The sequence below is a fragment of the Sphingomonas pokkalii genome, from assembly GCF_003096275.1.
Taxonomy (GTDB): domain Bacteria; phylum Pseudomonadota; class Alphaproteobacteria; order Sphingomonadales; family Sphingomonadaceae; genus Sphingomonas; species Sphingomonas pokkalii.
This window is the reverse complement of the sequence record NZ_QENQ01000001.1, coordinates 1,299,663-1,321,724: the sequence shown is the minus strand read 5'-3', so window position 1 is coordinate 1,321,724 and position 22,062 is coordinate 1,299,663. Positions and strand designations below refer to the sequence as shown.

The following is a 22,062-nucleotide window of genomic DNA, read 5'->3' as shown; positions in this document are numbered from 1 at the left end:
CGGCGGTCAGGCAGGGCGGGCGTCAACAACGGCGGCGGGTGCACGATCGCGAATGCTCCACACGGCCACCGCCGCGCAAAACATCAGCACTCCGCAAAGGCTTAGAACATTACGGGCATCGCCCCCCAGCAGCGGGCCGTAGACAATCGGCAGGGTGACCGTGAACAACAGCATCGGGATCACGATCATCATGTTGAAAATCCCCATATACACACCGGTGCGTTGGGGCGGGATCGATCCGGCCAGGATGACATAGGGATTGCCCATCATGCTCGCCCAGCCCAGGCCGAGGCCGATCGCCGGCGCGAACAGCCATCCCTTGCCGGTGACGTGCGGCAACCACAACATGCCGATGCCGGCGCACACCAGGCACAGTGCATGCAGCCGCGCCGCGCCGATGCGCCGCGCGATCGGCACCATCGCGAAAGCGGCGACGAACCCGACGGCATTATAGAAAGCGGCGATCTCGCCATTGGTCAGCACCGCCTCTCGGAAGCCGGAGGATGCGGAATCGCCCGTTGCATAGACCGATCGCGCGATGGCCAGGATCACATAGGTCCAGTACGCCATCATCGCATACCACTGGAACAAGCTCATCAGCGCCAGCTTGCGCATCGCCAGCGGCATCTCGCGGATCGCATCCCAGATTTCGCGCAGCGTTGCCGCCACAGATTTGGGCTGCGCGGCGATGTGGGCGCGCTCGGCGGGTGTGAGTGGCAATTCGGGTACGCGCAGCACCGACCAGAGGATCGTTCCGAACGACAGCACCGCCCCCACCATGAAGGCAACGCGCGCGGTGTAGGGGATGTTGTGCGAATCCACCCAGTCCCGGCTCATGCCTGCCCAGACGAGCAGCGACGGCGTCAGGAAGGCCAGCATCTGCGCCAGGCCGGTGAACGCGCTCTGCGTCAGGAAGCCCAGCCCGTGCTGCTTGGGATCGAGCCGATCGGATACATAGGCGCGATACGGCTCCATCGTTATGTTGTTACCGGCATCAAGGATCCACAGCATCGAAACCGCCATCAGGATCGAACTGCTGAGCGGCATGAAGAACAGGCCGAGCGCACACAGCACCGCGCCGGTGAGGAAATAGGGAGTGCGCCGGCCCCAACGGCTGTCCGTCCGGTCGCTCATCGCGCCGATGATCGGCTGGACGAGTAGCCCGGTCATCGGCCCGGCAAGCTGAAGCAGCGGCAGCGAAGCCTCCGAAGCGCCGAGATAGGAATAGATCGGCGCCATATTTCCCTGCTGCAACCCGAAGCTGAATTGCAGCCCCAGGAAGCCCAGATTCATCTCGAGGATGCGCCACAAGGGCAGATGCGGCTTCGCGCTATGGTTCGTCATCGCCCTCTCCCGCCGGCCCTTCGCCTGGTTCTTGTCACCACTTATGGAACGATTCACCGCGCTGGGCAACAATCGATTGCACCCGGTACACAAGCATAGCGAAGGTGCCCAACACACGGAGAATCTGCCTCTTTGCAGAATACTTGCCTATATCGCCCCCGCGCGGGCATAAGCCGCGCTCCATTCCACACCCATGAAAGGGGTTCTTCCCGTGTCCGAGATGTTCCGCATTACGCTGCCCGACGGTTCCGTCCGCGAGGTAGCCCCGGGGACTACCCCGGCGGACATCGCCGCGGCGATCGGCCCCGGCCTCGCCAAGGCGGCGCTCGCCGCGCGCGTCGATGGCGAGCTGCGCGACATCGGCCGTCCGTTCGAGGGCGACGCAAGCCTCGCCCTCGTCACCGCCAAGGACGAGGCCGACGCGCTCGAACTCGCGCGCCACGACTATGCGCACATCCTCGCCGAAGCGGTGCAGCACCTGTTCCCCGGCACGCAGATCACCTTCGGCCCGTCGACCGACGACGGCTTCTACTATGACTTCGCCCCCAAGGACCGCCCCTTCACCGAGGAGGACCTGCCGGCGATCGAGGAGGAGATGCGCCGCATCATCGCGCGCGACGAGCCGCTGATCCGCGAAGTCTGGTCGCGCGCCGACCTGATCGCGCGCTGGACCGCGCAAGGGGAAACCTTCAAGGCCGAATGGGCCAAGGAACTCCCCGAGGGCGAGGAGCTGACCGTCTATCGCGCCGGCAAGGGCGAGGACGCCTGGCTCGACATGTGCCGCGGCCCCCACCTCGCCTCCACCGGCAAGGTGGCGGCGGACGCGTTCAAGCTGACCCGCGTGTCGGGCGCCTATTGGCGCGGCGACCAGAAGAACGCGATGCTCAGCCGCATCTACGGTACCGGCTGGCTGAACAAGAAGCAGCTCCAGGAGCATCTGACGCGCCTGGAGGAAGCCGCCAAGCGCGACCACCGCAAGCTCGGCGCGGAGATGGACCTGTTCCACCTCCAGCAGGAAGCGCACGGCTCGGTGTTCTGGCACCCCAACGGCTATGTCATCTACCGCGTGCTCGAGGATTATATGCGCCGCGCGGTCAACGGCGCGGGCAGCAAGGAAGTGAAGACCCCGCAGGTGATGGATGCGCGCCAGTGGGAGCAGTCCGGCCACTGGGGCAAGTATCGCCAGAACATGTTCGTCATCCCCGACGAGACGCCGAACATCGAGGACGAGGGCCCGATGGTGTCGGACGACGTCCAGTGGATGGCGCTAAAGCCGATGAACTGCCCGGCGCACGTGCTGATCTTCAAGCAGGGCATCAAGTCGTATCGCGACCTGCCGATGCGGCTGGTCGAGAATGGCTGCTGCCACCGCAACGAGCCGCACGGCGCGCTGCACGGGCTGATGCGCGTCCGCCAGTTCACCCAGGACGACGGCCATATCTTCTGCCGCGAGGACCAGATCGTCGACGAGGTGAAGGCGTTCTGCGCGCTCGCCGACCGGGTCTACAAGCATTTCGGCTTCACCTATGCGATCAAGCTCGCGCTGCGCCCGGAGAAGCGCTTCGGGACCGAGGAGATGTGGGACCAGGCCGAGAACGAGCTGCGCGACGCGGTGGTCGCCGCCGGCCTCGCCACGCCCGAATATGGCTGGGAGGAACTGCCCGGCGAAGGCGCCTTCTATGCGCCCAAGCTGGAATGGCACCTCACCGATGCGATCGGCCGTACCTGGCAGGTCGGCACCATCCAGTCGGACCGGGTGCTGCCCGAGCGGCTCGATGCGTCGTACGTCGGCGAGGATGGCGAGCGCCACCGCCCGGTGATGCTCCACCGCGCGATCTTCGGCTCGTACGAGCGGTTCATCGGCATCCTGATCGAGCATTTCGCCGGCAAGCTGCCGACCTGGCTCGCCCCGGTGCAGGCGGTGGTCGCGACGATCGTGTCCGACGCCGACGACTATGCGCGCGAAGTGGTGGCGAAGCTCCAGGCCGCGGGCATCCGCGTCGAGAGCGATCTGCGCAACGAGAAGATCAACTACAAGGTGCGCGAGCACTCGCTGGCCAAGGTGCCCAACCTGCTGGTCGTCGGCAAGCGCGAGGCGGAGGAGAGCACCGTCGCGCTCCGCGTGCTCGGCAGCCAGGGCCAGACCATGCTGACGCTGGACGAGGCGATCGCGCGGCTGAAAGCCGAGGCGCTGGCGCCGGATCTCGCCACCGTCGATTGAGCATAGCGCGAGCGGGCGGCACCCCCGTGCCGCCCGCTGTCACGTCAGAACCGATATTTCAGCCCGACCTGTAGGATCGGGTAGACCTGATAGTCGTTGGCTTTGTCCTGCAAGTCGTTCCGCTGCTTGACCAGTTCCTTGCGATAGGTCGTCCCCGCCACGGTCTGGTCGGTGGCCAGCGATCCGTTCGACGTGAAATCGCGGATGCGCACCGCACCCTGGAACAGCGCACCCGCCTCGATGTTGAAGCTCAGCCCCTTGCGCAGGCTGCCGCCATAACCGAGCGTCAGCTGCGGCGCGAATTCGCGCACATCGGCCCGCCCGGTGATGGTACCGATCTGTTGTGGCGTGAAGATCATCCCGCCGATCTGCGTCGGTCGGTTCGGGGTCGCCCGCAACCGCCCGGCATTGCCATTGTAGCGTGCGCCACCCGAAATTCGAAAGCCGCCGCCAAAGGGATAGAGGTCGACGATCACGCCGCCCGAGGCGAGCTTGGCATGGCCGCGATAATCGATGCCATCGGCGCTAAAATCATGGTCCAGGCTCAGGAAACCACCATTGGCGCGCACGCCGATGGTCTGGTTGGCACGGTATCCGATTTCCGGCCCCACCCCGAGCGTGCCGGCCGTCACCCCGAAGCTGACGCGTCCGCTCTCCGCCGGCGCATGGTCCTGCGCCAATGCCGGCCCCGCCACCAAAGCAGCGCAGAGCGCCGCAACCCCTATTCTTTTCATGGTTCGTTCCCCAAGCCAATGCCGAATGGCCGCCGCTGCGGCACACCCGCACATTATAGCCGCAGCGCTAGCGTATATACCGGATTTACCACGCCTTTTTTCTTGAACGAACGCAAAGGCACCTGGACCGGCCATTTTAAGGCGCACATATGACAAAGCTGCGAAATGGCTACGGCGGGACCTTCTCTCTTGCTGCGGAATTGTCTATATAGCGCGCTGATTAACTACAGGAGCAAGTCGTATACGTCCTCCCATGACCCGGCGCCCGATGGCGCCCGCTATGCCGCTCAACGGTCCGCGGTTTAACGAATTCATCCAATCGCCGAAGGTTCGCGTCATCGACGAGAACGGCGAAAATCTTGGCGTGATGTACACGCGTGAGGCGATGGCGCAGGCTGCCGAGGTCGGTCTCGACCTTGTCGAAGTGTCGCCCAACGCCGATCCGCCTGTCGCCAAGTTCCTCGATGTGGGCAAGTTCAAGTACGAGGCGCAAAAGAAGGCAAACCTCGCACGCAAGACCCAGAAGACGCAGGAGATCAAAGAGATCAAGATGCGTCCAAATATCGACGATCATGATTACGACGTGAAGATGCGCAACATCCTCAAGTTCATTGGGGAAGGTGACAAGGTGAAGGTCACGCTGCGCTTCCGCGGTCGTGAGCTTTCCCATGGCCAGCTCGGCATGCAACTGCTTCAGCGCGTCCAGCAGGATGCAGCGGAAGTTGCGAAGGTGGAGAGCTATCCGCGCATGGAAGGCCGTCAGATGCTGATGGTGCTTTCGCCCAAGTGATGCGCTGGCGGCGGCGCGCAGTTGCGGCCGCCGCCGCGTTCCTGCCGCTCCCGGCGCAGGCGCAGACCGCCGCGCTGCCGCCCGTTGCTGCCGCGACGGCCGAGTCGATTGCCCTGCCCAGGGGCGCGCGACTCGTATGGGCGGACGAGTTCGACGCCGGCCGCCTGCCCGATCCCAGGCGCTGGGCCTATGATACCGCCCGCAACCGCGAAGGCTGGTACAACCAGGAACTGCAATATTATGCCGCCAACCGGCCCGAGAATGCGCGGATCGAAAACGGCCGGCTGATCCTTGAGGCGCGCCGCGAGCGGCTTTCCAGCCAGCCCGATTATGGCGGCCAGGACTATAGCTCCGCCCGTCTGCTCACCCGCGGCCTTGCCAGCTGGACCTATGGCTTCATCGAAGTCCGCGCCAAGCTCGCCTGCGGCAAGGGCATGTGGCCGGCGATCTGGCTGCTCGGCACCGACGGCAAGGCCGGCTGGCCGCGCCTGGGCGAGATCGACGTGATGGAACTGGTCGGCTGGGATCCGCAGACGATCCACGGCACGATCCATACCGGCGCGTACAACCACGCCCAACACACCCAGAAGGGCGCGACGACGCACGTAGCCGATGCCTGTACCGCCTTCCACACCTATCAGCTCGACTGGAACCAGGACCGCATCCTGATCGGCGTCGATGGTCGCGCCTATATGCGCTTCGACAACGACCATCGGGGCGATCCCGCCACCTGGCCGTTCGACAAGCCGCAATATCTGCTGCTCAACATCGCCGTCGGCGGCTGGGGCGGCACGCACGGGATCGATCCCGCCGCCTTCCCGTCGCGGATGGAGGTCGAGTATGTCCGCGTCTGGCAGTTGCCGGCGCAGACAAAGCCGGGGCGGTAACCTGCCCGCCCCGGCCTTCGATCAATCCTCGGCGGCGATCCGAACGCGCAGGCCGTCCAGCGCGTCGGTGAACGGAATCTGGCACGAAAGCCGCGAGGTCGCGTCGCGATCGCCGGCACTGTCGAGCAGATCGTCTTCGTCCATGCTCATCTTCGGCAGTTTGTCCGCAAATTCCGGATCGACATGCACATGGCAAGTGGCGCAGCTGCAGCACCCACCACACAACGCCAGCAACTCGTCGAAGCCATTGTCGCGAATCACTTCCATCAGGCTCAGGCCGGCATCGCCGGTCACCGTCCGCTCGGTTCCATTACGCGTCACGACCGTAAGCTGGGGCATCTGCATCTCCTTGGTTCGTGGCGTCCATGCCGACGAACCGGGGCCAATTCAAGGAGCCACTGCATGGGCCTGAGCGCCGAACAGCTGAAGGGGTCGATTGACGCATTGGCGGCCCGCGAACCCGCCTTCGCCGCCGCACTCGAACGCGCCGGCTATCCCGAACCCCGCATCCGCGATCGCGGCTATGCCACGCTGCTGCGTACCATTGTCGGCCAGCAAGTCAGCGTCGCCGCCGCCAGCTCCATTTGGGCCAAGCTGGAAGCAGCGCTGGGCGCCGTGGAGGACCCGAACGCGCTGGCGCTGGCCAGCGACGAGGCACTGCGCGGTGCCGGCCTCTCGCGCCAGAAGATCGGCTATGCCCGCAGCCTCGCCGAAGAGGTCACCTCCGGCGGCCTGGATCTGCACGCGCTGCCGCTGGACGACGAGGAAGCCATCGCCGCGCTCACCCGGATCAAGGGCATCGGCCGGTGGTCGGCGGAGATCTACCTGCTGTTCGCCGAAGGGCGGCCGGATATCTGGCCGGCCGGCGATCTGGCAGTGCAGATCGAGATCGGCCGCATCCTAGGCCACCCCGAACGCCCGAGCGAGAAGCAGACGCGCACCTGGTCCGAAGCCTGGCGGCCCCACCGCGGCGCCGCGGCGATCTTCGCCTGGCACCATTATGGCATGGTGAAGAGCGCGATTTAGGTAAAGAACCCATGTAGTGGACGATCGGTCGCTCTACATGCCACCCATAGCATTACCTACGATGGTCGTTGCGATGAGCGAAGCCAAGGAACCTGGGCGGACGCTTGGCTGGCAATAGCGATCAGCAGCGCGGCAGCAATGCGGAAGGTCACGGGCGATGTCGTCCTCTGGCGCGATGCTGATCCGTTCGGCTTATGGCCGTTACGGGGCCGGGCAGCCCGCAAGGGCCCACGCTATCGGTATGGTGTGCGTTCTGCACGACTGGCTGGAATATCCCGGCATCGCAGGCGCCCTCCACCCCGTCAGACGAGCCCATCGCCCTCGACGATCAGCGCGACGCCGATCGGATTGCGGCGCGCTTCCGGCAGGGTAACGGTCAGGGCTTCCCGTTCGATACGCATGGCGAGCGGCGCCGACTGGCCGGGCAACGTCACGCGGCCGACGGTTCCCCGCTTGCCCAACGCCGGCAGCCGGGCCACGCCGTCTTCGGGCCAGCCCAGGACGAAGGCGTGCACCGCCGTGCCCTTGCGGACATATCGGATGTCCTGGGCGGTGTACGGAGACGTTGGCGCGCCCTCGTTGAAGTCGCCGCTCTTGGCGCGGGTCGGCCCCTCGCCGAACAGGTGCCACGGCCGCGTGCCATAGATGGCCGCGCCATAGTCCTTCATCCAGGCGGCGATCCCCTCGACCACCGCCTCCTCCTTTTCGTCGATGGTGCCGTCCCCGCGCATCGGCACCGACAGCATCAGATTGCCGTTCTTGGCGATCACGTCGCACAGGGTGTGCAGCACCTTGGCAGGCGTCTTGTAGCCGTCGCGCGCATATAGGTCGCGGTCGTAATGCCAGTTGCCCAGGCAGGTATCCGTCTGAAACGGATAGGGCTGGATGTCGTCGTGCACGCCGCGTTCGACATCGTCGACGATGCCGGCACGGCGATTGGCCGGCGTTCCCTTCGCGGTAACGACGGCATCGTTGCGACCGCCATGCCAAGCCATGGACTGGTTGTAGAAATGCGCAGTGATATCCAGCCCGGCCTGACCCAGCGGCAGATCGAAATTGTCGAAATAGACCATGTCGGGACGATAGCGGTCGATCAGTTCCTTGCAGCGCAGAAACCAGTTCTGCGTGAACCACGGGTTGGCGGCAGGCGGCGATTCGGTCCACACCCGATCATGCGCCTCGTGCCAGGCATTGGCAGCCTTGATCGTCGTGAAACCCGCCGGCATCTTCATGGTCGCACCGGTATAGAGATGCTGGGGATCCAGCCCGTCCCACCATTTGCCACGTCCGGCCGCCTTGGTCAGCCAGGCCGCATCGTAGCGGCGCCCGGCCAGCGGCCCTTCCGGATCATAGCCATAGGCCGGCTGCAACCAATGCCAGGCATGGGCGGAATGGTTGGATACGCCAAAGCGCATCCCCCGCTCGCGCGCCAGCTTGCTCCAGCGGCCGATGATATCCTGCCGCGGGCCGATGCGGGTCGCATTCCAGGCGTGGTGACTGGACGCATAGGTATCGAAATTGTCGTGATGGTTGGCCAGCGCCATGAAGTATTTGGCGCCGGCGCGCTGATACAGGTCGATCAGTCGTCCCGGATCCCAGCGCGCCGCGGTCCAGCGCGGGTACATCTCCATGAATCCGATTTTTGACGGATGCCCATAGGTATCGACATGGTGCCGATAGGCGCGCGATCCCTGCAGATACATCTCGCGCGCATACCAGTCGCCGGCCTCCGGCACGCACTGGGCCGACCAGTGCGCCCAGATTCCGAACTTGGCATCGCGGAACCAGTCGGGCGCCTGATAGCCTTGGGTCAGTGATTGCCAGTTTGGCTGGAAGGGCGCCGCGGAGACGGCCGCCCGCGCACCGCTTGCGACAGCGCCGAGACCAAGCCCGGCCGCAGAAAGCATCGATCGGCGATCCAGGCGCATTCCACTCTCCCTCTCCTGCAGGTTTTTCCTGCCAGAGAAGGATCATGGGCGACACCGGTCGAATTGCGCAAGCGCTTTTCAGCTTTCACTAATGAGAAGGCTGAGCGGAGGGCAAATCCGCGTCGAAACGCTTGGGGCGATGCGGTCGCGCGTCACCGTCCCCACAACAGCGCCCGGCTGCATCCGGCTCGGGCGTGATGCGGCCTCAAGCCCCGGCGCTATCCTCGTCGGTCGCAGCCGCTTCGCCGCCGCTTTGGAACCAGGCTTCTACGGGGCCGGTTAGCTTGATCGTTAACGGATTGCCCTTGCGATCGGTCTTCTTGCCGAGCGCGACGCGTACCCAGCCTTCGGAAATGCAATATTCCTCGACATCGCGGCGCTCGACGCCCTTGAACTTGATGCCGACGCCGCGTTCCAGCAGCTCGCGGGTGAAATAGGGGCTGTTCGGGTTGACCGACAGACGATCGGGAGGAGTATCGCTCATGGCCGGCTCATGCCGTCATTCGCCGGCCGGTTCAAGATAGCGGTGGATGGCGGAGACCACCACCGATCCCTCGCCGACGCCGGAGGCAACGCGCTTCACCGATCCCGAACGCACATCGCCGACCGCGAACACACCGGGCGCGGAGGAGCAGAAGAACGTCTCGCCGCTCCCCGTCCGCACGAAACCGGCGGAATCGAGATCGACACAGCCTTCCAGCCAGCCGGTATTGGGCTCGGCGCCGATCATCACGAACAGCGCGCCTGCCGCGCGGCGTTCCCGTGCGCCGGTGCGGCGCTCGGTCCATTCCAAGCCGCTGAGCGCACGCTCGCCTTCCAGCGCCGTGACCTCGGTGAAGGGATGCAGCGTGATCCGATCCGACGCCTCGATCCGATCGATCAGATAGCGCGACATGGTCGCCGCCAGTCCGGCACCGCGCACCAGCACATGAACATGCGCGGCATGGCGGGCAAGGAACACCGCCGCCTGCCCTGCTGAATTACCGCCGCCGACAACGACCACTTCCGCACCCGCGCACAGCCCGGCTTCCATCGCAGTCGCAGCATAGTAGATGCCATTGCCTTCCAGCGCGGCATAGCGCGGCAGATCGAGCTTGCGGTAGCGCGCGCCGGTCGCCACCACCACTGCGCGGGCCTGCAATGTCGCACCGTCATCGAGATGCAGCCGCAGCGGCCGCTCCTCGCATTCGATCCGCACCACCGCGCGTGAGACGAGCAGCCGCGCGCCGAACTTCTGCGCCTGCACCTGCGCGCGGCCTGCCAGCGCCTGGCCGGAAATCCCGGTCGGGAAGCCAAGATAATTCTCGATCTTCGAGCTGGTCCCCGCCTGCCCGCCGGGAGCCACTGCCTCGATCACGATCGTCTCCAGTCCTTCGGACGCGGCATAGACCGCCGCCGCCAGCCCGGCCGGTCCGGCGCCGACCACCGCAACGTCGTACACCTTGTCGGGCGCGAGTGCCGTCGCCAGGCCCAACGCATCGGCCAGCGCGGCATTGGCCGGGTTGCGCAGCACCTGCCCTTCCAACACCACCACCGGCAGATCGGCGGCGGTCAGCGCAAAGCATTCGAGGAAACCCGCCGCATCGGGATCGCTGTCGGTATCGATCCGTCGGTGCGGGATCGCGTTGCGGGTGAGGAAGGTCTCGATCCGCCCCATGTCCGCGCCGTGCCCCGGCCCGGCCAGCGCCACGCCGGCATCACTGTGGCGCAGCAGCCCCACGCGGCGCAGAATGAAGGCCCGCATCACGATCTCGCCGATATCGGGCTCGGCCGCCATCATCCGGCGGAAGGATGCGCGGTCGATCCGCACCACTCGCGTGCCGGGCAGCGCGCGAGCGCTCACCAGGATTTTGCGATCGTTGAACAGGTCTAGCTCGCCGGTGAACTGGCCCGGCCCATGGGTATGGATCGGGCGCTCGCTCCTCTTGGCGTCGGTGTCGACGATCGCGATTCCGCCGGCCAGACACAGGAAGAAATCGACGCTCTGGTCGCCACGCGCATATAGAGTCGCGCCGTCCGCGAGCGCCTGTTCTTTGCCGAAGGCGGCGACGCGCGCCACCATTTCGGCGGGCAGGACCGGGAAGGTCTGGGCGGATCGCGCATAGGGATCGGCCGGATCGAGCGACTCGGGTGGTGCCATGGCGCGATCCTATCGCGCCGAGTGGCGCGCACGAACCATCTCTTCAGATGGTCGCGCGCATCCGTGGGATCAGTCGCAATAACGGATCAGCACCGGCTGGCCGATATAGGGATCCCATACCCGGCGAACGCTGCAATATTCGTAATAGCGATAGCGCGGGTAATTGTCGCGATACCAATAGCCGTCGACCGGATAATAACCGCGTTCGCGGTAGAAACGGCGATCATAGTCGTAGCGTCGATCGTTCGAGATCGCCACGCCGATCGCCAGCCCGGCGATGCCGGCCACCAGCGCCGCGCCGGCCACATCGCCACCGCGATCGCGGTAATGACGGCGCCAGCGCCAATCCTGCGCCTGGGCAGGCGCAATCGAAATCAGCAGGCTGGCGCCGGTGGCGACGCCGAGAACCAGCTTCTTGGCCAGAGGGCTCATCGAATCTTCTCCTCACCTCTCAGGCGCCGCGAGTCGCTGAGCGCCGACACCCGCTGGATGCCACGCCGCGGCTTAATCGGGTTGGAACCGGCTGTTCAGCCGCGGTTTAGCTGGGTAACGAGCGGCATGGCCTACTGGATCCTTCGCTCCGAACCCGATGCCTATTCCTGGGACGACCTGGTGCGCGACAGCACCACCGAATGGAACGGCGTGCGCAACTACACCGCCCGCAATTTCCTGAAGGCGATGGTGCCCGGCGACCAGGCGATCTTCTACCATTCGAACATCCAGAAGGCCGCGGTCGGCATCATGGAGATCACCCGTGCCTGGCAGCCGGACGGCGACGACGGCAAATGGGCCAGTGTGGAGGTGAAGGCCCTCCGCCCGCTGCCCCACCCCGTGCCGCTGTCCGATATCAAGGCCGAACCGCGGCTTACGGCACTCGAGATGGTGCGCCAGTCGCGCCTGTCGGTAACACCGGTTCGGCCGGAGGAATGGGCGGTGCTGATGGAGATGGCCGGGCTGTCACCGGATCGCTGAGATCGATCGGCATGCGGTTCGACTTATCGGTCTTCTTCTTGAACGCCCGGCCGATGCCTTTGCCCGCATCGCCGACGAGCTTGAAGAAATTCGTCGATTCGCCCGGCTCTTCGCAGCAGCTGCCGGGATCGATCGCCTTACCCACCAGCCGAACCGCCGTCGTCGCCGCGCCGAACAGGTCGATGCCGGTGGTGCAGCCGCCCATCCGCGCGGCACAGGGCTCGACGGTGGCGTTGAGCGCGCCGATACCGGTGCGATCAGGATTGCTCGGCATCGGCCGATCGGGCGGGCCACGTTCGCCCGGCAACGGCAGGCGCGGCGCCTGCACGCCCTTGCCGCACACCACGATGGTATCGCTGCTGGTGCCGTCCTGCACCGAAGCGCAGGGATCGGCCAGGACGGACCAGCGCATCGTTCCGTCCGCCGCCTGCTGCGGCGTATCGACCGTTGCTGCGGTGCCCGGAGCACGGTCCTGCGGAACCAGGACCGAAAGAGATAACGCGATCAGCAACATACTCACCTCCCGCGGCGATGCCACGCGTTAGAGCATGTCCTGCAGCCGCGCGGAAGGGCCGATTCAGGCGAAGAGCGCCCGCTCCTCTTCTTCCAGCACATCCGGAATCGGCAGCAGTGCACCGCGCTCCGCTTCGCGCCCATGCGGCGGCGGCACCAGGTTCCACGGGGTCATCACCGCCTGGCACCAGGCCGTGAACAGCCCGCAAGACCAGGCGCCGAGCGTCGTCTCCGTCGCCTTGATTGCACTGCCTTCGAAAAACTCGATCGGTGTTGGTTGCATCGTCATCGTCACCGCTCCCTGTCGCGTGGATGATTCCGTCCCCCGAGTCTCTCGACCATAGCAGAAAAATGGCGTGACCGCACGGCTTTACCGCCCATTCACCCCTTGCCCATTCCCGCCGCGAACGCGATGCGCAGCGCCTCCGAAAGGCTTTTCGCACCCAGCTTCGTCATCACATTGGCGCGGTGCACTTCCACGGTGCGCGCCGAAATGCCCAGATCATAGGCGATGGTCTTGTTGGGATAGCCCTGTGCCAGCCCTTCCAGCACCTCGCGCTCGCGCACCGTCAGCGCGCCGAGCAGCGTTTCGGCATCCTCGGCACGGGTCTTTACGTCCTCCGCCGCGTCCAACCGGTCGAAGCCGCGGTTGATGGCTTCGATCAGCGCCTTGCTGTCGATCGGCTTTTCCAGAAAGTCGATCGCGCCCGCCTTCATCGCCTTCACCGCGATCGAAACGTCGCCGTGCCCGGTCAGCACGATCACCGGCAGGGCAATGCCGCGCACGTGCAGTTCCTGCTGCACTTCCAGCCCATCCATCTCCGGCATCCGCACGTCGAGCAGGATACAGCCGGGTTCCACCTGCCGCGCTTCCTTCAGGAACGCCACGCCCGAGGGCCAGGTCTGCACCGCGAAGCCGGAGGTCTTGAGCATGAAACTGGCGGAACGGCGAACGCCATCCTCGTCATCGACGATATGGACCAGGCGTTTCTCGGTCACGATGCGTCCCCTTCTTCTACTTGGACCAGGGTGAAATGAAAGCAGCTGCCGCCCCCGGAACGCGGCTCCAGCCAGATGCGGCCGCCATTGGCCTCCACAATGGTGCGGCAGATGGATAGGCCCAGCCCCATCCCGTCGGCCTTGGTGCTGTGGAAGGCACGGAACAGATCCTCCGCCACCGCCGGTGCCACCCCGGGCCCGGTATCGGCGACGGTGACGCGGACGAAGCCCGCCGATTCGACGCGGCTCGAAACCGTCAGCCGCCGCTCGGGCGAATCGGCCATGGCTTCGATGGCGTTGCGCATCAGGTTGATCAGCACCTGCTGGATCTGGATGCGATCGACGAGCACGCGCCCAGCGCTGGGATCGAACAGGAATTCGGCGATCACGCCCTTCTCGCGCGCACCGATCAGCGCCAGCTTGCACGCCTCGTCGACAAGATCGGGAATTGCCTCGACGCTCTTCTCGACCTCCCCGCGCGCCACGAATTCGCGCAGGCGCCGCACGATCGTGCCGGCCCGCAGCGCTTCCTGGATGGTATCCTCCAGCGCTTCGCGGATCATGGGCAGATCATCGATGCCGCCACTGTCGATCAGGTTGGCTACGCCGTGGACATAATTCACCACCGCGGTGATCGGCTGGTTCAGCTCATGCGCCAGCGTGGAAGCCATGGTGCCCATCGCGCTCACCCGCGCGGCATGGATCAGGCCCGATCGCAGCTCCTCGATCCGCGCCTCCGCGCGCTGCTTGTCGGTCAGGTCGCGGATGAACCCGGTAAAGACGCGTTCGCCCTCGGTGATCGCTTCGCCTACCGAAAGCTCGATCGGAAAGATCGATCCGTCCCGGCGCCGGCCGGTAACGGTACGGCCGGTGCCGATGATCCGTCGCTCGCCGGTTTGCAGATAGCGGCGGATATAGTCGTCGTGCCGGGCCCCGTCGCCGGCCGGCATCAACAGGCTGATGTTCGCGCCGACCAGCTCGTCCTCAGGATAGCCGAACATGCGCTCGGCCGCGGCGCTGAACGAGAGGATGTTGCCGCGTTCGTCGATGATCACCATCGCGTCGAGCACCGTCGCCAGAATCGACCGCAGATGGTTCGCCGCGGCCGTTGCCTGGCGCTCGCTGGCGCGCTGTTCGGTGATGTCGCGCACGACCTTGCCGAAGCCGCGCAACCGGCCGTCCGGCCCGCGCAGCGGCGTGATCAGCACCTGCGCCAGGAACTCGCTGCCGTCGCGGCGCAAACGCCAATCCTCTTCCTCGAGCTTGCCGTCGCGCAGCGCCGCGTCCAGGTCTGCCCGCGGTTTGCCGGCGGCAACGGCGGAGGCCGGGTAGAAGAGCGCCATGTCACGCCCCAGCACCTCGTCCTCGCGCCAGCCTTTCACCCGCCGCGCCCCTTCGTTCCAGAAGGACACGCGGCCCATCGGATCGACGGTGTAGATCGCATAGCCGACGGCGCCATCGATCAGCAGATTGAGTTCGGCAGCCAGCTCGTCCGCACGATCGGCGCGATGACGGGCATCCGCCTCCTCGGCGCGCAGGCGGCGGCGCAGCGCCCGGCTATACGCCGCCAGCAACAGGATCGCCGCCGCCCAGGCTATCAGCACGCCGACCAGCACATAGCGCTCCCCGCGCGAGACGAGCGGCGCCAGCGCCAGGCCGGAAACCAGCAGCAGCAGCGTCGCAAGCGCTTCGGGCACACGCATCCGCAGGCGATCCGCCAGGCTGGGGGGCAGCGCATGGTCGAACTGCGGAAGCGGAACGTTCATCGCGCCAACGCGCCCAGCAGTTCCAGCCGCCCGACCGGCTTCTTTACCACGCCGGCGAAACCGGCATCGCGCGCCGCATCGTCCAGCTCGGCATGGCTCTCGCCCGCGATCAGGATCGCACGCCCGCGCCAGCCACGCGCAGCAAGCCGACGCAGCAACTCGATCGCGTCGCCATCAGATAATTGCCGCGCGATCAGCAGGGTACGGATCTGCTCGAGCATCGTCTCCGCCATCGCTGCGGCGGCCGAGGAGAAGGCGCGCACGTCCATCCCGCAGCCCTGGAGCAGCAATTGCAACGCACGGCGCGATTCATCCTGCGAATCGACAAGAAGGACGCGTTCGCGGACGGAACGACCCGGCATCGGAGCGCCCTCCTTCATGCATGAACGCAGCCGCACGGAGCGGACGGCGCGATGGGAGGGAAAGGGCAGACGCTGAAACGCATGGAGCCAAAATAATGGCCTCACCGCGCAGCGGGATGCGGATTGGTACGTACGTAATGGCCGCGCTCAGGCCGGCTTCCGCTCTCCGGCGATGGTCGGCAGCAGTTCGGCAACGGTGGGGTGGATATGCACGGCATGGGCCAGATCCTGTGCGGTGCCCTGCTTTGCCATCAGGTCAAGCACGCCGTGGATCGCCTCGTCGCCACCGGTGCCCAGGATCGCGCCTCCCAGGATGCGACCGCTATCGGCATCGCTCACCAGTTTCATGAAGCCTTGCGTCTCGTTCTTCTCCACCGCCCGGCCGACGCGGCGCATCGGCCGTTTGCCCAGCTCGATGGCATGGCCGGCAGCCTTCGCCTCCGACTCGCCCATGCCGACGCGGCCCAACGGCGGATCGATATAGAGTGCATAGGCGGGAATGCGGTCGCTCACCTTGCGGTCGGCGCCATCGAGCAGGTTGTCGGCGACGATCTCGAAGTCGTTATACGCGGTATGGGTGAAGGCACCGCGGCCGTTGCAGTCGCCCAGCGCCCAGATGCCGTCGACATTGGTGCGGAGCCGGTCGTCGACCTGTATATAACCTCGCGCGTCGGTTTTCACCCCCGCCGTTTCCAGTCCGAGATCGTCGGTATTGGGCGTGCGCCCGACCGCGAGCAGCACATGGCTGCCCAGCACCTCAGGACTGCCCTCACGGCAATCGACCCCCACCAGCACGTCCTCGCCCTGCGCTGCGAAGCGGATGCATTCCGCGCCGGTGCGCACCGCGATCCCCTCGTCTTCCAGGATGTCGCGCACCGCATCCGAAATGTCGGGATCCTCGCGGCCGATCAGCCTGGGGCCTTTCTCGACGATCGTCACCTCGGCGCCGAAGCGGCGGAACATCTGGCCGAACTCCAGCCCGATATAGCTGCCGCCCACTACCACCAGATGGCGCGGCACCGCACCCAGCTTCAGGATCGTGCTGTTGGTGAGGAACGGCACCGCGTCCACGCCCGGCATGTCCGGCACCAGCGCGCGACCGCCGACATTGAGGAAGATTCGCTCCGCCTCCAGCACCGCGTCGCCCACCCGCACACGGTGCGGCGATTCGAACCGAGCATGGCCGAAGAACAGGGTGCAGTTCGCCATGCCGCCGATCCATTGGCGCAGCGAGGCGCGCGAATCGGCCGAGATCTTCTCCGCCCGCGCCCGTACCTTGGCGAAATCGATGCCGATCTCGCCGCCGATCGTCACGCCGAAATCGGCGGCGCGGCGGGCCATGTGCGCGGCATAGGCGCTGGCGACCCAGGTCTTGGTCGGCTTGCAGCCGGTGTTGACGCAGGTGCCGCCGAGCAGGTGCCGCTCGATCAGCGCCACCGACATGCCCGCCGCGCTTAGCCGGCCGGCCAGCGGGCTGCCCGCCTGCCCGGCACCGACGATGATCGCGTCGAACCGCCGGGTCATAGCGATGCTGCCAGGAACGCGGCCACGGCAATCGCGGCACCGTCTTCGATCAAGGCGGCCGGCAGGTCTGTGCCGAAGGCTCGGCACAAGCCCATCCGCGCGGCATAGCCGCCGAACGTACCGATCACCGCCCCCACCATCGCCGCCGCGACGCACAATGGCAACGATCCGTCGCCAATGCCGATCGCCGCACCGCATATCGCAGCGGAGAGGAGCCGGGCGATCAGTCCCGGCGGCGCCTTGCGGCTGGGCGTGGTCGGCCGCTTATCCCCCACATATTCCAGGATCGCCAGCAGTGTGAAGATCCAAGGCGTTCCCCACCAGCCGAACCAGGCGAGCCAACTGCCCTCCAGCGGCAGCCAGCCCGCAGCGGCGGCCCAGGCGATCGCCGCCGGGGCGGTCATGGTGCGCAATCCGGCGACGCCGCCGAACAACAACGCGAGAATCAGGGGCGGCATCGTCAAGTCTCCCATGGGCCGATCGGAGCGCGTTTCCCGCGGTCGCGCAATTGGACGTGGGTATGGTTCCGCGCTCCCGTCGCCAACGAAACGAACCGCCACGGGTTGCAACCTGCCACCGATTGAAGGATCAGGCTGCCCAAGCCCACGCCATAGGAGAACCGGCCCCATGAAGACGCGCGCCGCCGTCGCCTTCGAAGCAAAGAAGCCGCTGGAGATCGTCGAACTCGACCTGGAAGGCCCCAAGGCGGGCGAAGTGTTGATCGAGATCATGGCCACCGGCATCTGCCATACCGATGCCTACACGCTCGACGGGTTCGACAGCGAAGGCATCTTCCCCTCGGTACTAGGCCATGAAGGCGCCGGCATCGTCCGCGAGGTGGGCGCCGGCGTCACCAGCGTGAAGCCCGGCGACCATGTGATCCCGCTCTACACCCCGGAATGCCGCCAGTGTAAGTCGTGCCTCTCGGGCAAGACCAACCTGTGCACCGCGATCCGCGCCACCCAGGGCAAGGGGCTGATGCCGGACGGCACCACCCGGTTTAGCTACAGGGGCCAGCCGATCTTCCATTACATGGGCTGCTCGACCTTCTCGAACTTCACCGTGCTGCCCGAGATCGCGGTGGCGAAGATCCGCGAGGACGCGCCCTTCCAGACCAGTTGCTATATCGGCTGCGGCGTCACCACCGGCGTCGGCGCGGTGGTCAATACCGCCAAGGTCCAGGTCGGCGAGACCGTCGTGGTGTTCGGCCTGGGCGGCATCGGCCTCAACGTGATCCAGGGTGCACGGCTGGCGGGTGCCGGCCAGATCATCGGCATCGACGTAAACCCGGACCGCGAGGCATGGGGCCGCAAGTTCGGCATGACCCAATTCCTCAATACCAAGGGCATGTCGCGCGAACAGATCGTCGCCAAGGTGGTCGAGCTGACCGATGGCGGCGCCGACTACAGCTTCGACGCGACCGGCAATACCGAGGTGATGCGCACTGCGCTGGAATGCTGCCATCGCGGCTGGGGCGAATCGATCATCATCGGCGTGGCCGAAGCGGGCAAGGAAATCGCCACCCGCCCGTTCCAGCTCGTCACCGGCCGCGTCTGGAAGGGCACCGCGTTTGGCGGCGCCAAGGGCCGGACCGACGTGCCGAAAATTGTCGACTGGTACATGAACGGCAAGATCGCGATCGACCCGATGATCACCCATGTCCTGACGCTGGAAGAAATCAACAAGGGCTTCGACCTGATGCATGCGGGCGAGAGCATCCGCAGCGTCGTCGTCTATTGAGAGGAGAAAAAGGCATGTTCAGTCACGTGATGCTCGGCGCCAACGATATCGAGGCGTCCAAGGCTTTCTACGACGCAGCGCTCGGCGCCCTCGGCATTCCTGCCGGACGCATGGATGACAAGGGCCGGGTGATCTATCTCCACGAGGGCGGGCTGTTCATGCTGACCAAGCCGCTCAACGGGGAGCCCGCCTGCTGCGCCAATGGCGGCACGCTCGGTTTCAGGGCGGCGACTACCGAGGCGGCCGATGCCTGGCATGCGGCCGGCGCGGCCCATGGCGGCACCCCCGTCGAGAACCCGCCGGGCTGGCGCGACGGCAGCTTCGGCAAGCTGTACCTCGCCTATCTGCGCGATCCTGCCGGCAACAAAATCTGCGCGCTGCATCGCCCGGCGGCGTGACGCAAGCGGCATGTCGAACTGGATCCTCACCGTCACCTGCGATGATCGCGTCGGCATCGTCGCAGGCGTAAGCGGCTTTCTTGCCGCACGGCAGGGCTTCATTCTCGACAGCCAGCAATATGCCGATCTGGAAACGGGGCGCTTCTTCCTGCGCCTCGTCTTCCAGGCTGGCGGACCGGACTTTCCCTCCGTTGAAACGCTGCGCGCCGACTTCCAATCGGTGGCGCAGGCACTCGAACTGAACTGGTCGCTTAGCCCCGCCGATCAACGTCCACGCATCCTTGTGGCAGTATCGAAGGGCTCGCATTGCCTCGCCGATCTGCTCCACCGCCGGGCGAGTAACGCACTCGCCGCTGACATCGTCGCGGTAATTTCGAATCATGATGCATTGCGCGGACTGGCCGAATGGCACGGGGTGCCCTTCCATCATCTGCCGGTAGACGACGCCAACCGCGCCGAACAGGAAGCGGCAATCCTTGCGCTGATGACCGAGAGCCACGCCAACTATCTGGTGCTCGCCCGCTACATGCAGGTGTTGTCCCCGTCGCTGACCGAAGCGCTGGCAGGCCGCTGCATCAACATCCACCACAGCTTCCTGCCCGGCTTCAAGGGCGCCCGGCCCTATCACCGCGCCCATGCACGCGGGGTGAAGCTGATCGGCGCCACCGCGCATTTCGTGACCTCCGACCTCGACGAAGGGCCGATCATCGAACAGGCGGTGGAGCGGGTGGATCACCGCGCTACGGCCGACGATCTCATCCGCATCGGCCGCGATATCGAAGCGCAGGTACTTGCCCGTGCCGTGCATGCAGTGGGCGAGCGACGGGTATTTCTCAACCAGGGCAAGACGGTGGTATTCCAATGAGCTTCGAGACCCTTTCGACCAACAAGGCGTTCGGCGGGACCCAGGGCGTCTATCGCCACGCCTCTGGTGCCACGGGCACGCCGATGACCTTTTCGGTCTATGTGCCGCCGCACGAAGATGGCGCGACGCTGCCCGTGCTCTGGTATCTGTCGGGTCTCACCTGCACGCACGCCAACGTGACCGAAAAGGGCGAATATCGCCGCGCCTGCGCCGAGGCAGGGGTGATCTTCGTTGCGCCCGACACGAGCCCGCGCGGCGAAGGCGTGATCGACGTGCCCGACTATGATTTCGGCCAGGGCGCCGGCTTCTATGTCGACGCGACGGAAGCGCCCTGGGCGCAGCATTTTCAGATGCGCGCCTATATCGAGCGGGAACTCCCCGCGCTGGTTGCCGAACGGTTCCCGATGGCGGACATGGGGCGGCAGGGCATCACCGGCCATTCAATGGGCGGCCACGGCGCGCTTACAGTGGCGTTGCGCAACGCCGAGCGCTTCCGCAGCGTCTCCGCTTTCGCGCCGATCGTGGCCCCGGGCCAGGTGCCCTGGGGCGAAAAGGCGCTCGGCGGCTATCTGGGCGCAGACCGCGCTGCCTGGCGCGCCTATGATGCGGTGGCGCTGATCGAGGATGGCGCTCGCCTTCCCGAACTGCTGGTCGATCAGGGCGATGCCGATGCGTTCCTCGCCGAGCAGCTTCGCCCGCAATTGCTGGCCGATGCCTGTGCAGCTGCACGCATCCCGCTGACGATGCGGATGCAGCCCGGCTACGACCACAGCTATTATTTCATCTCCAGCTTCCTCGCCGAGCATGTCGAATGGCACGCCGCGCGTCTGAAAGCGTGATATGACACCAGCATATATGCGAGGCGCGGAGCCTCGCCATGTCCATCGGGGGAGTTTTCGGGCGTGAAGTTGAAGTCGCTGTTCGCCGTCGCCACTGCGCCGCTTGTGCTGTTGTTCAGCCCGCTCGCCTGGGGTCAGGCCGCCCCCGTCGCCACATCCGCCGGCGTGCAGAGCCGGCCCGCCGATCCGGCGCTCTGGGTGGTGAAGGATGCCGATACCACCATCTATCTTTTCGGCACCGTCCATGTGCTCAAGCCGGGGCTGGACTGGTTCGATTCGGCAGTGCAGGCGGCGTTCGACAAGAGCGACACGCTGGTCCTCGAACTGATTGAGCCGGACCCTGCGACGATGCAGGGCCTGCTGGTGAAAATGGCGCGCGCGCCTGCCGGTTCTAAGCCGATCGCCGAGCAACTGCCCGCCGACAAGCGCGGCGCTTATCTCAAGGCCATGGCCGATATCGGCATACCGCCAGCCGCGTTCGATGTCTTCCAGCCCTGGCTGGCGGGCATCACGATCAGTATCGCGGGTCTGCCCAAGCTGGGCTATAATCCCGCCAGCGGCGCGGAAAAGGTACTGACCGTCGCAGCCAAGCAAGCCGGCAAACCGATCATCGGGCTGGAGACCGCCGAACAGCAGCTCGGCTATTTCTCCGGCATGTCGCCGGCGCTGCAACTCGCCTTCCTTGGCTCCGCGGTGGAGGATTATCCGAAACTGGGCAGCGAACTCGACAGGATGATCGACCAATGGGCCGCCGGTGACCCGGAGGGTCTGGGCGCGACGATGAACGAAGGCATGCGCGACACCCCGGAGCTCGCCAAGATCCTGCTGACCGATCGCAATGCGCGTTGGGCGAAATGGATCGAAGCACGGCTCAAAACGCCGGGAACGGTGTTCTTGGCGGTAGGCGCCGGCCATCTCGCCGGTACCGATAGTGTCCAGGCGTTCCTCGCCAAGGATCGGGTGGCGGCCGAACGGGTCCCATACTGACGATTCCGGCGACCAATCGCATCCTTT

The 22,062-nt window shown here is 65.8% G+C and carries 24 protein-coding genes; 10 read left to right on the top strand and 14 right to left on the bottom strand.

What is annotated here, in order from left to right; genetic code table 11:
• Positions 1 to 6: 6 nt before the first annotated feature.
• Positions 7 to 1,344 (bottom strand): MFS transporter, encoded by a 1,338-nt coding sequence (locus DD559_RS05970; protein WP_165831007.1) that lies wholly within the window; start codon positions 1,342 to 1,344, stop codon positions 7 to 9.
• Between the two features lie 220 nt (positions 1,345 to 1,564).
• Here DD559_RS05970 and thrS point away from each other — a divergent pair, with 220 nt between their 5' ends.
• The gene (thrS, locus tag DD559_RS05965) at positions 1,565 to 3,565 is read left to right on the top strand and encodes a threonine--tRNA ligase (protein ID WP_206364558.1); all 2,001 of its coding nucleotides are present in this window, start codon (positions 1,565 to 1,567) and stop codon (positions 3,563 to 3,565) included.
• 44 nt (positions 3,566 to 3,609) lie between these two features.
• Here thrS and DD559_RS05960 read toward each other — a convergent pair whose 3' ends face one another.
• Positions 3,610 to 4,299, bottom strand: a complete 690-nt coding sequence (locus tag DD559_RS05960; protein ID WP_116468376.1) for a hypothetical protein — start codon at positions 4,297 to 4,299, stop codon at positions 3,610 to 3,612.
• Between the two features lie 253 nt (positions 4,300 to 4,552).
• Between DD559_RS05960 and infC the strand changes: the two genes are divergently transcribed.
• The gene (infC, locus tag DD559_RS05955) at positions 4,553 to 5,089 is read left to right on the top strand and encodes a translation initiation factor IF-3 (protein ID WP_116468375.1); all 537 of its coding nucleotides are present in this window, start codon (positions 4,553 to 4,555) and stop codon (positions 5,087 to 5,089) included.
• On the top strand, positions 5,089 to 5,976 hold the full coding sequence (locus DD559_RS05950) for a glycoside hydrolase family 16 protein (protein WP_116468374.1): 888 nt from the start codon (positions 5,089 to 5,091) through the stop codon (positions 5,974 to 5,976). Before infC ends, DD559_RS05950 begins: the two co-directional genes overlap by 1 nt.
• Positions 5,977 to 5,997: 21 nt before the next feature.
• On the opposite strand, the gene DD559_RS05945 is transcribed toward DD559_RS05950, so the two are convergent.
• Positions 5,998 to 6,315 (bottom strand): 2Fe-2S iron-sulfur cluster-binding protein, encoded by a 318-nt coding sequence (locus DD559_RS05945; protein ID WP_116470744.1) that lies wholly within the window; start codon positions 6,313 to 6,315, stop codon positions 5,998 to 6,000.
• A gap of 63 nt (positions 6,316 to 6,378) precedes the next feature.
• Here DD559_RS05945 and DD559_RS05940 point away from each other — a divergent pair, with 63 nt between their 5' ends.
• Entirely contained in the window at positions 6,379 to 7,002 is a 624-nt protein-coding gene (locus tag DD559_RS05940) for a DNA-3-methyladenine glycosylase family protein (RefSeq protein WP_116468373.1), read from the top strand.
• Between the two features lie 302 nt (positions 7,003 to 7,304).
• Here the strand turns inward: DD559_RS05940 and DD559_RS05935 are convergent, their stop codons facing one another.
• The 4 genes from DD559_RS05935 to DD559_RS05920 form a co-directional block, all read right to left on the bottom strand.
• Positions 7,305 to 8,930, bottom strand: coding sequence for an alpha-L-fucosidase (locus DD559_RS05935; RefSeq protein ID WP_116468372.1), 1,626 nt, complete (start codon positions 8,928 to 8,930; stop codon positions 7,305 to 7,307).
• A gap of 205 nt (positions 8,931 to 9,135) precedes the next feature.
• Positions 9,136 to 9,414: a DUF3297 family protein gene (locus DD559_RS05930; RefSeq protein WP_116468371.1), complete on the bottom strand. Its 279-nt coding sequence runs from the start codon at positions 9,412 to 9,414 to the stop codon at positions 9,136 to 9,138.
• 15 nt (positions 9,415 to 9,429) lie between these two features.
• On the bottom strand, positions 9,430 to 11,070 hold the full coding sequence (locus DD559_RS05925; protein ID WP_116468370.1) for an FAD-dependent oxidoreductase: 1,641 nt from the start codon (positions 11,068 to 11,070) through the stop codon (positions 9,430 to 9,432).
• Between the two features lie 69 nt (positions 11,071 to 11,139).
• A complete protein-coding gene (locus DD559_RS05920; RefSeq protein ID WP_116468369.1) occupies positions 11,140 to 11,502 on the bottom strand; it encodes a hypothetical protein in 363 nt (120 codons plus the stop codon).
• Between the two features lie 126 nt (positions 11,503 to 11,628).
• On the opposite strand from DD559_RS05920, the gene DD559_RS05915 reads away from it, so the two are divergent.
• Positions 11,629 to 12,042 (top strand): EVE domain-containing protein, encoded by a 414-nt coding sequence (locus DD559_RS05915; RefSeq protein WP_116468368.1) that lies wholly within the window; start codon positions 11,629 to 11,631, stop codon positions 12,040 to 12,042.
• Here DD559_RS05915 and DD559_RS05910 read toward each other — a convergent pair.
• The 7 genes from DD559_RS05910 to DD559_RS05880 all read right to left on the bottom strand — a co-directional run bounded on the left by DD559_RS05910 (position 11,936) and on the right by DD559_RS05880 (position 17,679).
• Complete coding sequence (locus DD559_RS05910) at positions 11,936 to 12,556, bottom strand: hypothetical protein (RefSeq protein WP_116468367.1); 621 nt, start codon at positions 12,554 to 12,556, stop codon at positions 11,936 to 11,938. The genes DD559_RS05915 and DD559_RS05910 overlap by 107 nt on opposite strands.
• 63 nt (positions 12,557 to 12,619) lie before the next feature.
• Positions 12,620 to 12,844 (bottom strand): hypothetical protein, encoded by a 225-nt coding sequence (locus tag DD559_RS05905; RefSeq protein ID WP_116468366.1) that lies wholly within the window; start codon positions 12,842 to 12,844, stop codon positions 12,620 to 12,622.
• A 92-nt stretch (positions 12,845 to 12,936) separates the two neighbouring features.
• Positions 12,937 to 13,554: a response regulator transcription factor gene (locus DD559_RS05900; RefSeq protein WP_116468365.1), complete on the bottom strand. Its 618-nt coding sequence runs from the start codon at positions 13,552 to 13,554 to the stop codon at positions 12,937 to 12,939.
• Positions 13,551 to 15,320, bottom strand: coding sequence for a PAS domain-containing sensor histidine kinase (locus DD559_RS05895; protein WP_116468364.1), 1,770 nt, complete (start codon positions 15,318 to 15,320; stop codon positions 13,551 to 13,553). The genes DD559_RS05900 and DD559_RS05895 overlap by 4 nt, the downstream gene beginning before the upstream one ends.
• On the bottom strand, positions 15,317 to 15,682 hold the full coding sequence (locus DD559_RS05890; protein WP_116470743.1) for a response regulator: 366 nt from the start codon (positions 15,680 to 15,682) through the stop codon (positions 15,317 to 15,319). Before DD559_RS05890 ends, DD559_RS05895 begins: the two co-directional genes overlap by 4 nt.
• Positions 15,683 to 15,829: 147 nt before the next feature.
• The gene (locus DD559_RS05885; protein WP_116468363.1) at positions 15,830 to 17,206 is read right to left on the bottom strand and encodes an FAD-containing oxidoreductase; all 1,377 of its coding nucleotides are present in this window, start codon (positions 17,204 to 17,206) and stop codon (positions 15,830 to 15,832) included.
• A complete protein-coding gene (locus DD559_RS05880) occupies positions 17,203 to 17,679 on the bottom strand; it encodes a DUF4126 domain-containing protein (RefSeq protein ID WP_116468362.1) in 477 nt (158 codons plus the stop codon). The genes DD559_RS05885 and DD559_RS05880 overlap by 4 nt, the downstream gene beginning before the upstream one ends.
• A 154-nt stretch (positions 17,680 to 17,833) precedes the next feature.
• Here DD559_RS05880 and DD559_RS05875 point away from each other — a divergent pair, with 154 nt between their 5' ends.
• The 5 genes from DD559_RS05875 (at position 17,834) to DD559_RS05855 (ending at position 22,035) form a co-directional block, all read left to right on the top strand.
• On the top strand, positions 17,834 to 18,946 hold the full coding sequence (locus DD559_RS05875) for an S-(hydroxymethyl)glutathione dehydrogenase/class III alcohol dehydrogenase (protein WP_116468361.1): 1,113 nt from the start codon (positions 17,834 to 17,836) through the stop codon (positions 18,944 to 18,946).
• A gap of 14 nt (positions 18,947 to 18,960) precedes the next feature.
• Positions 18,961 to 19,344 (top strand): VOC family protein, encoded by a 384-nt coding sequence (locus DD559_RS05870; RefSeq protein WP_116468360.1) that lies wholly within the window; start codon positions 18,961 to 18,963, stop codon positions 19,342 to 19,344.
• A 10-nt stretch (positions 19,345 to 19,354) separates the two neighbouring features.
• The gene (gene purU / locus DD559_RS05865; RefSeq protein ID WP_116468359.1) at positions 19,355 to 20,209 is read left to right on the top strand and encodes a formyltetrahydrofolate deformylase; all 855 of its coding nucleotides are present in this window, start codon (positions 19,355 to 19,357) and stop codon (positions 20,207 to 20,209) included.
• A complete protein-coding gene (gene fghA, locus DD559_RS05860) occupies positions 20,206 to 21,048 on the top strand; it encodes an S-formylglutathione hydrolase (RefSeq protein ID WP_116468358.1) in 843 nt (280 codons plus the stop codon). Before purU ends, fghA begins: the two co-directional genes overlap by 4 nt.
• 63 nt (positions 21,049 to 21,111) lie before the next feature.
• Positions 21,112 to 22,035 carry a TraB/GumN family protein gene (locus DD559_RS05855; protein ID WP_116468357.1) on the top strand — a complete coding sequence of 308 codons (924 nt, stop codon included), beginning with the start codon at positions 21,112 to 21,114 and terminating at the stop codon, positions 22,033 to 22,035.
• The last annotated feature ends 27 nt before the right edge of the window (positions 22,036 to 22,062 follow it).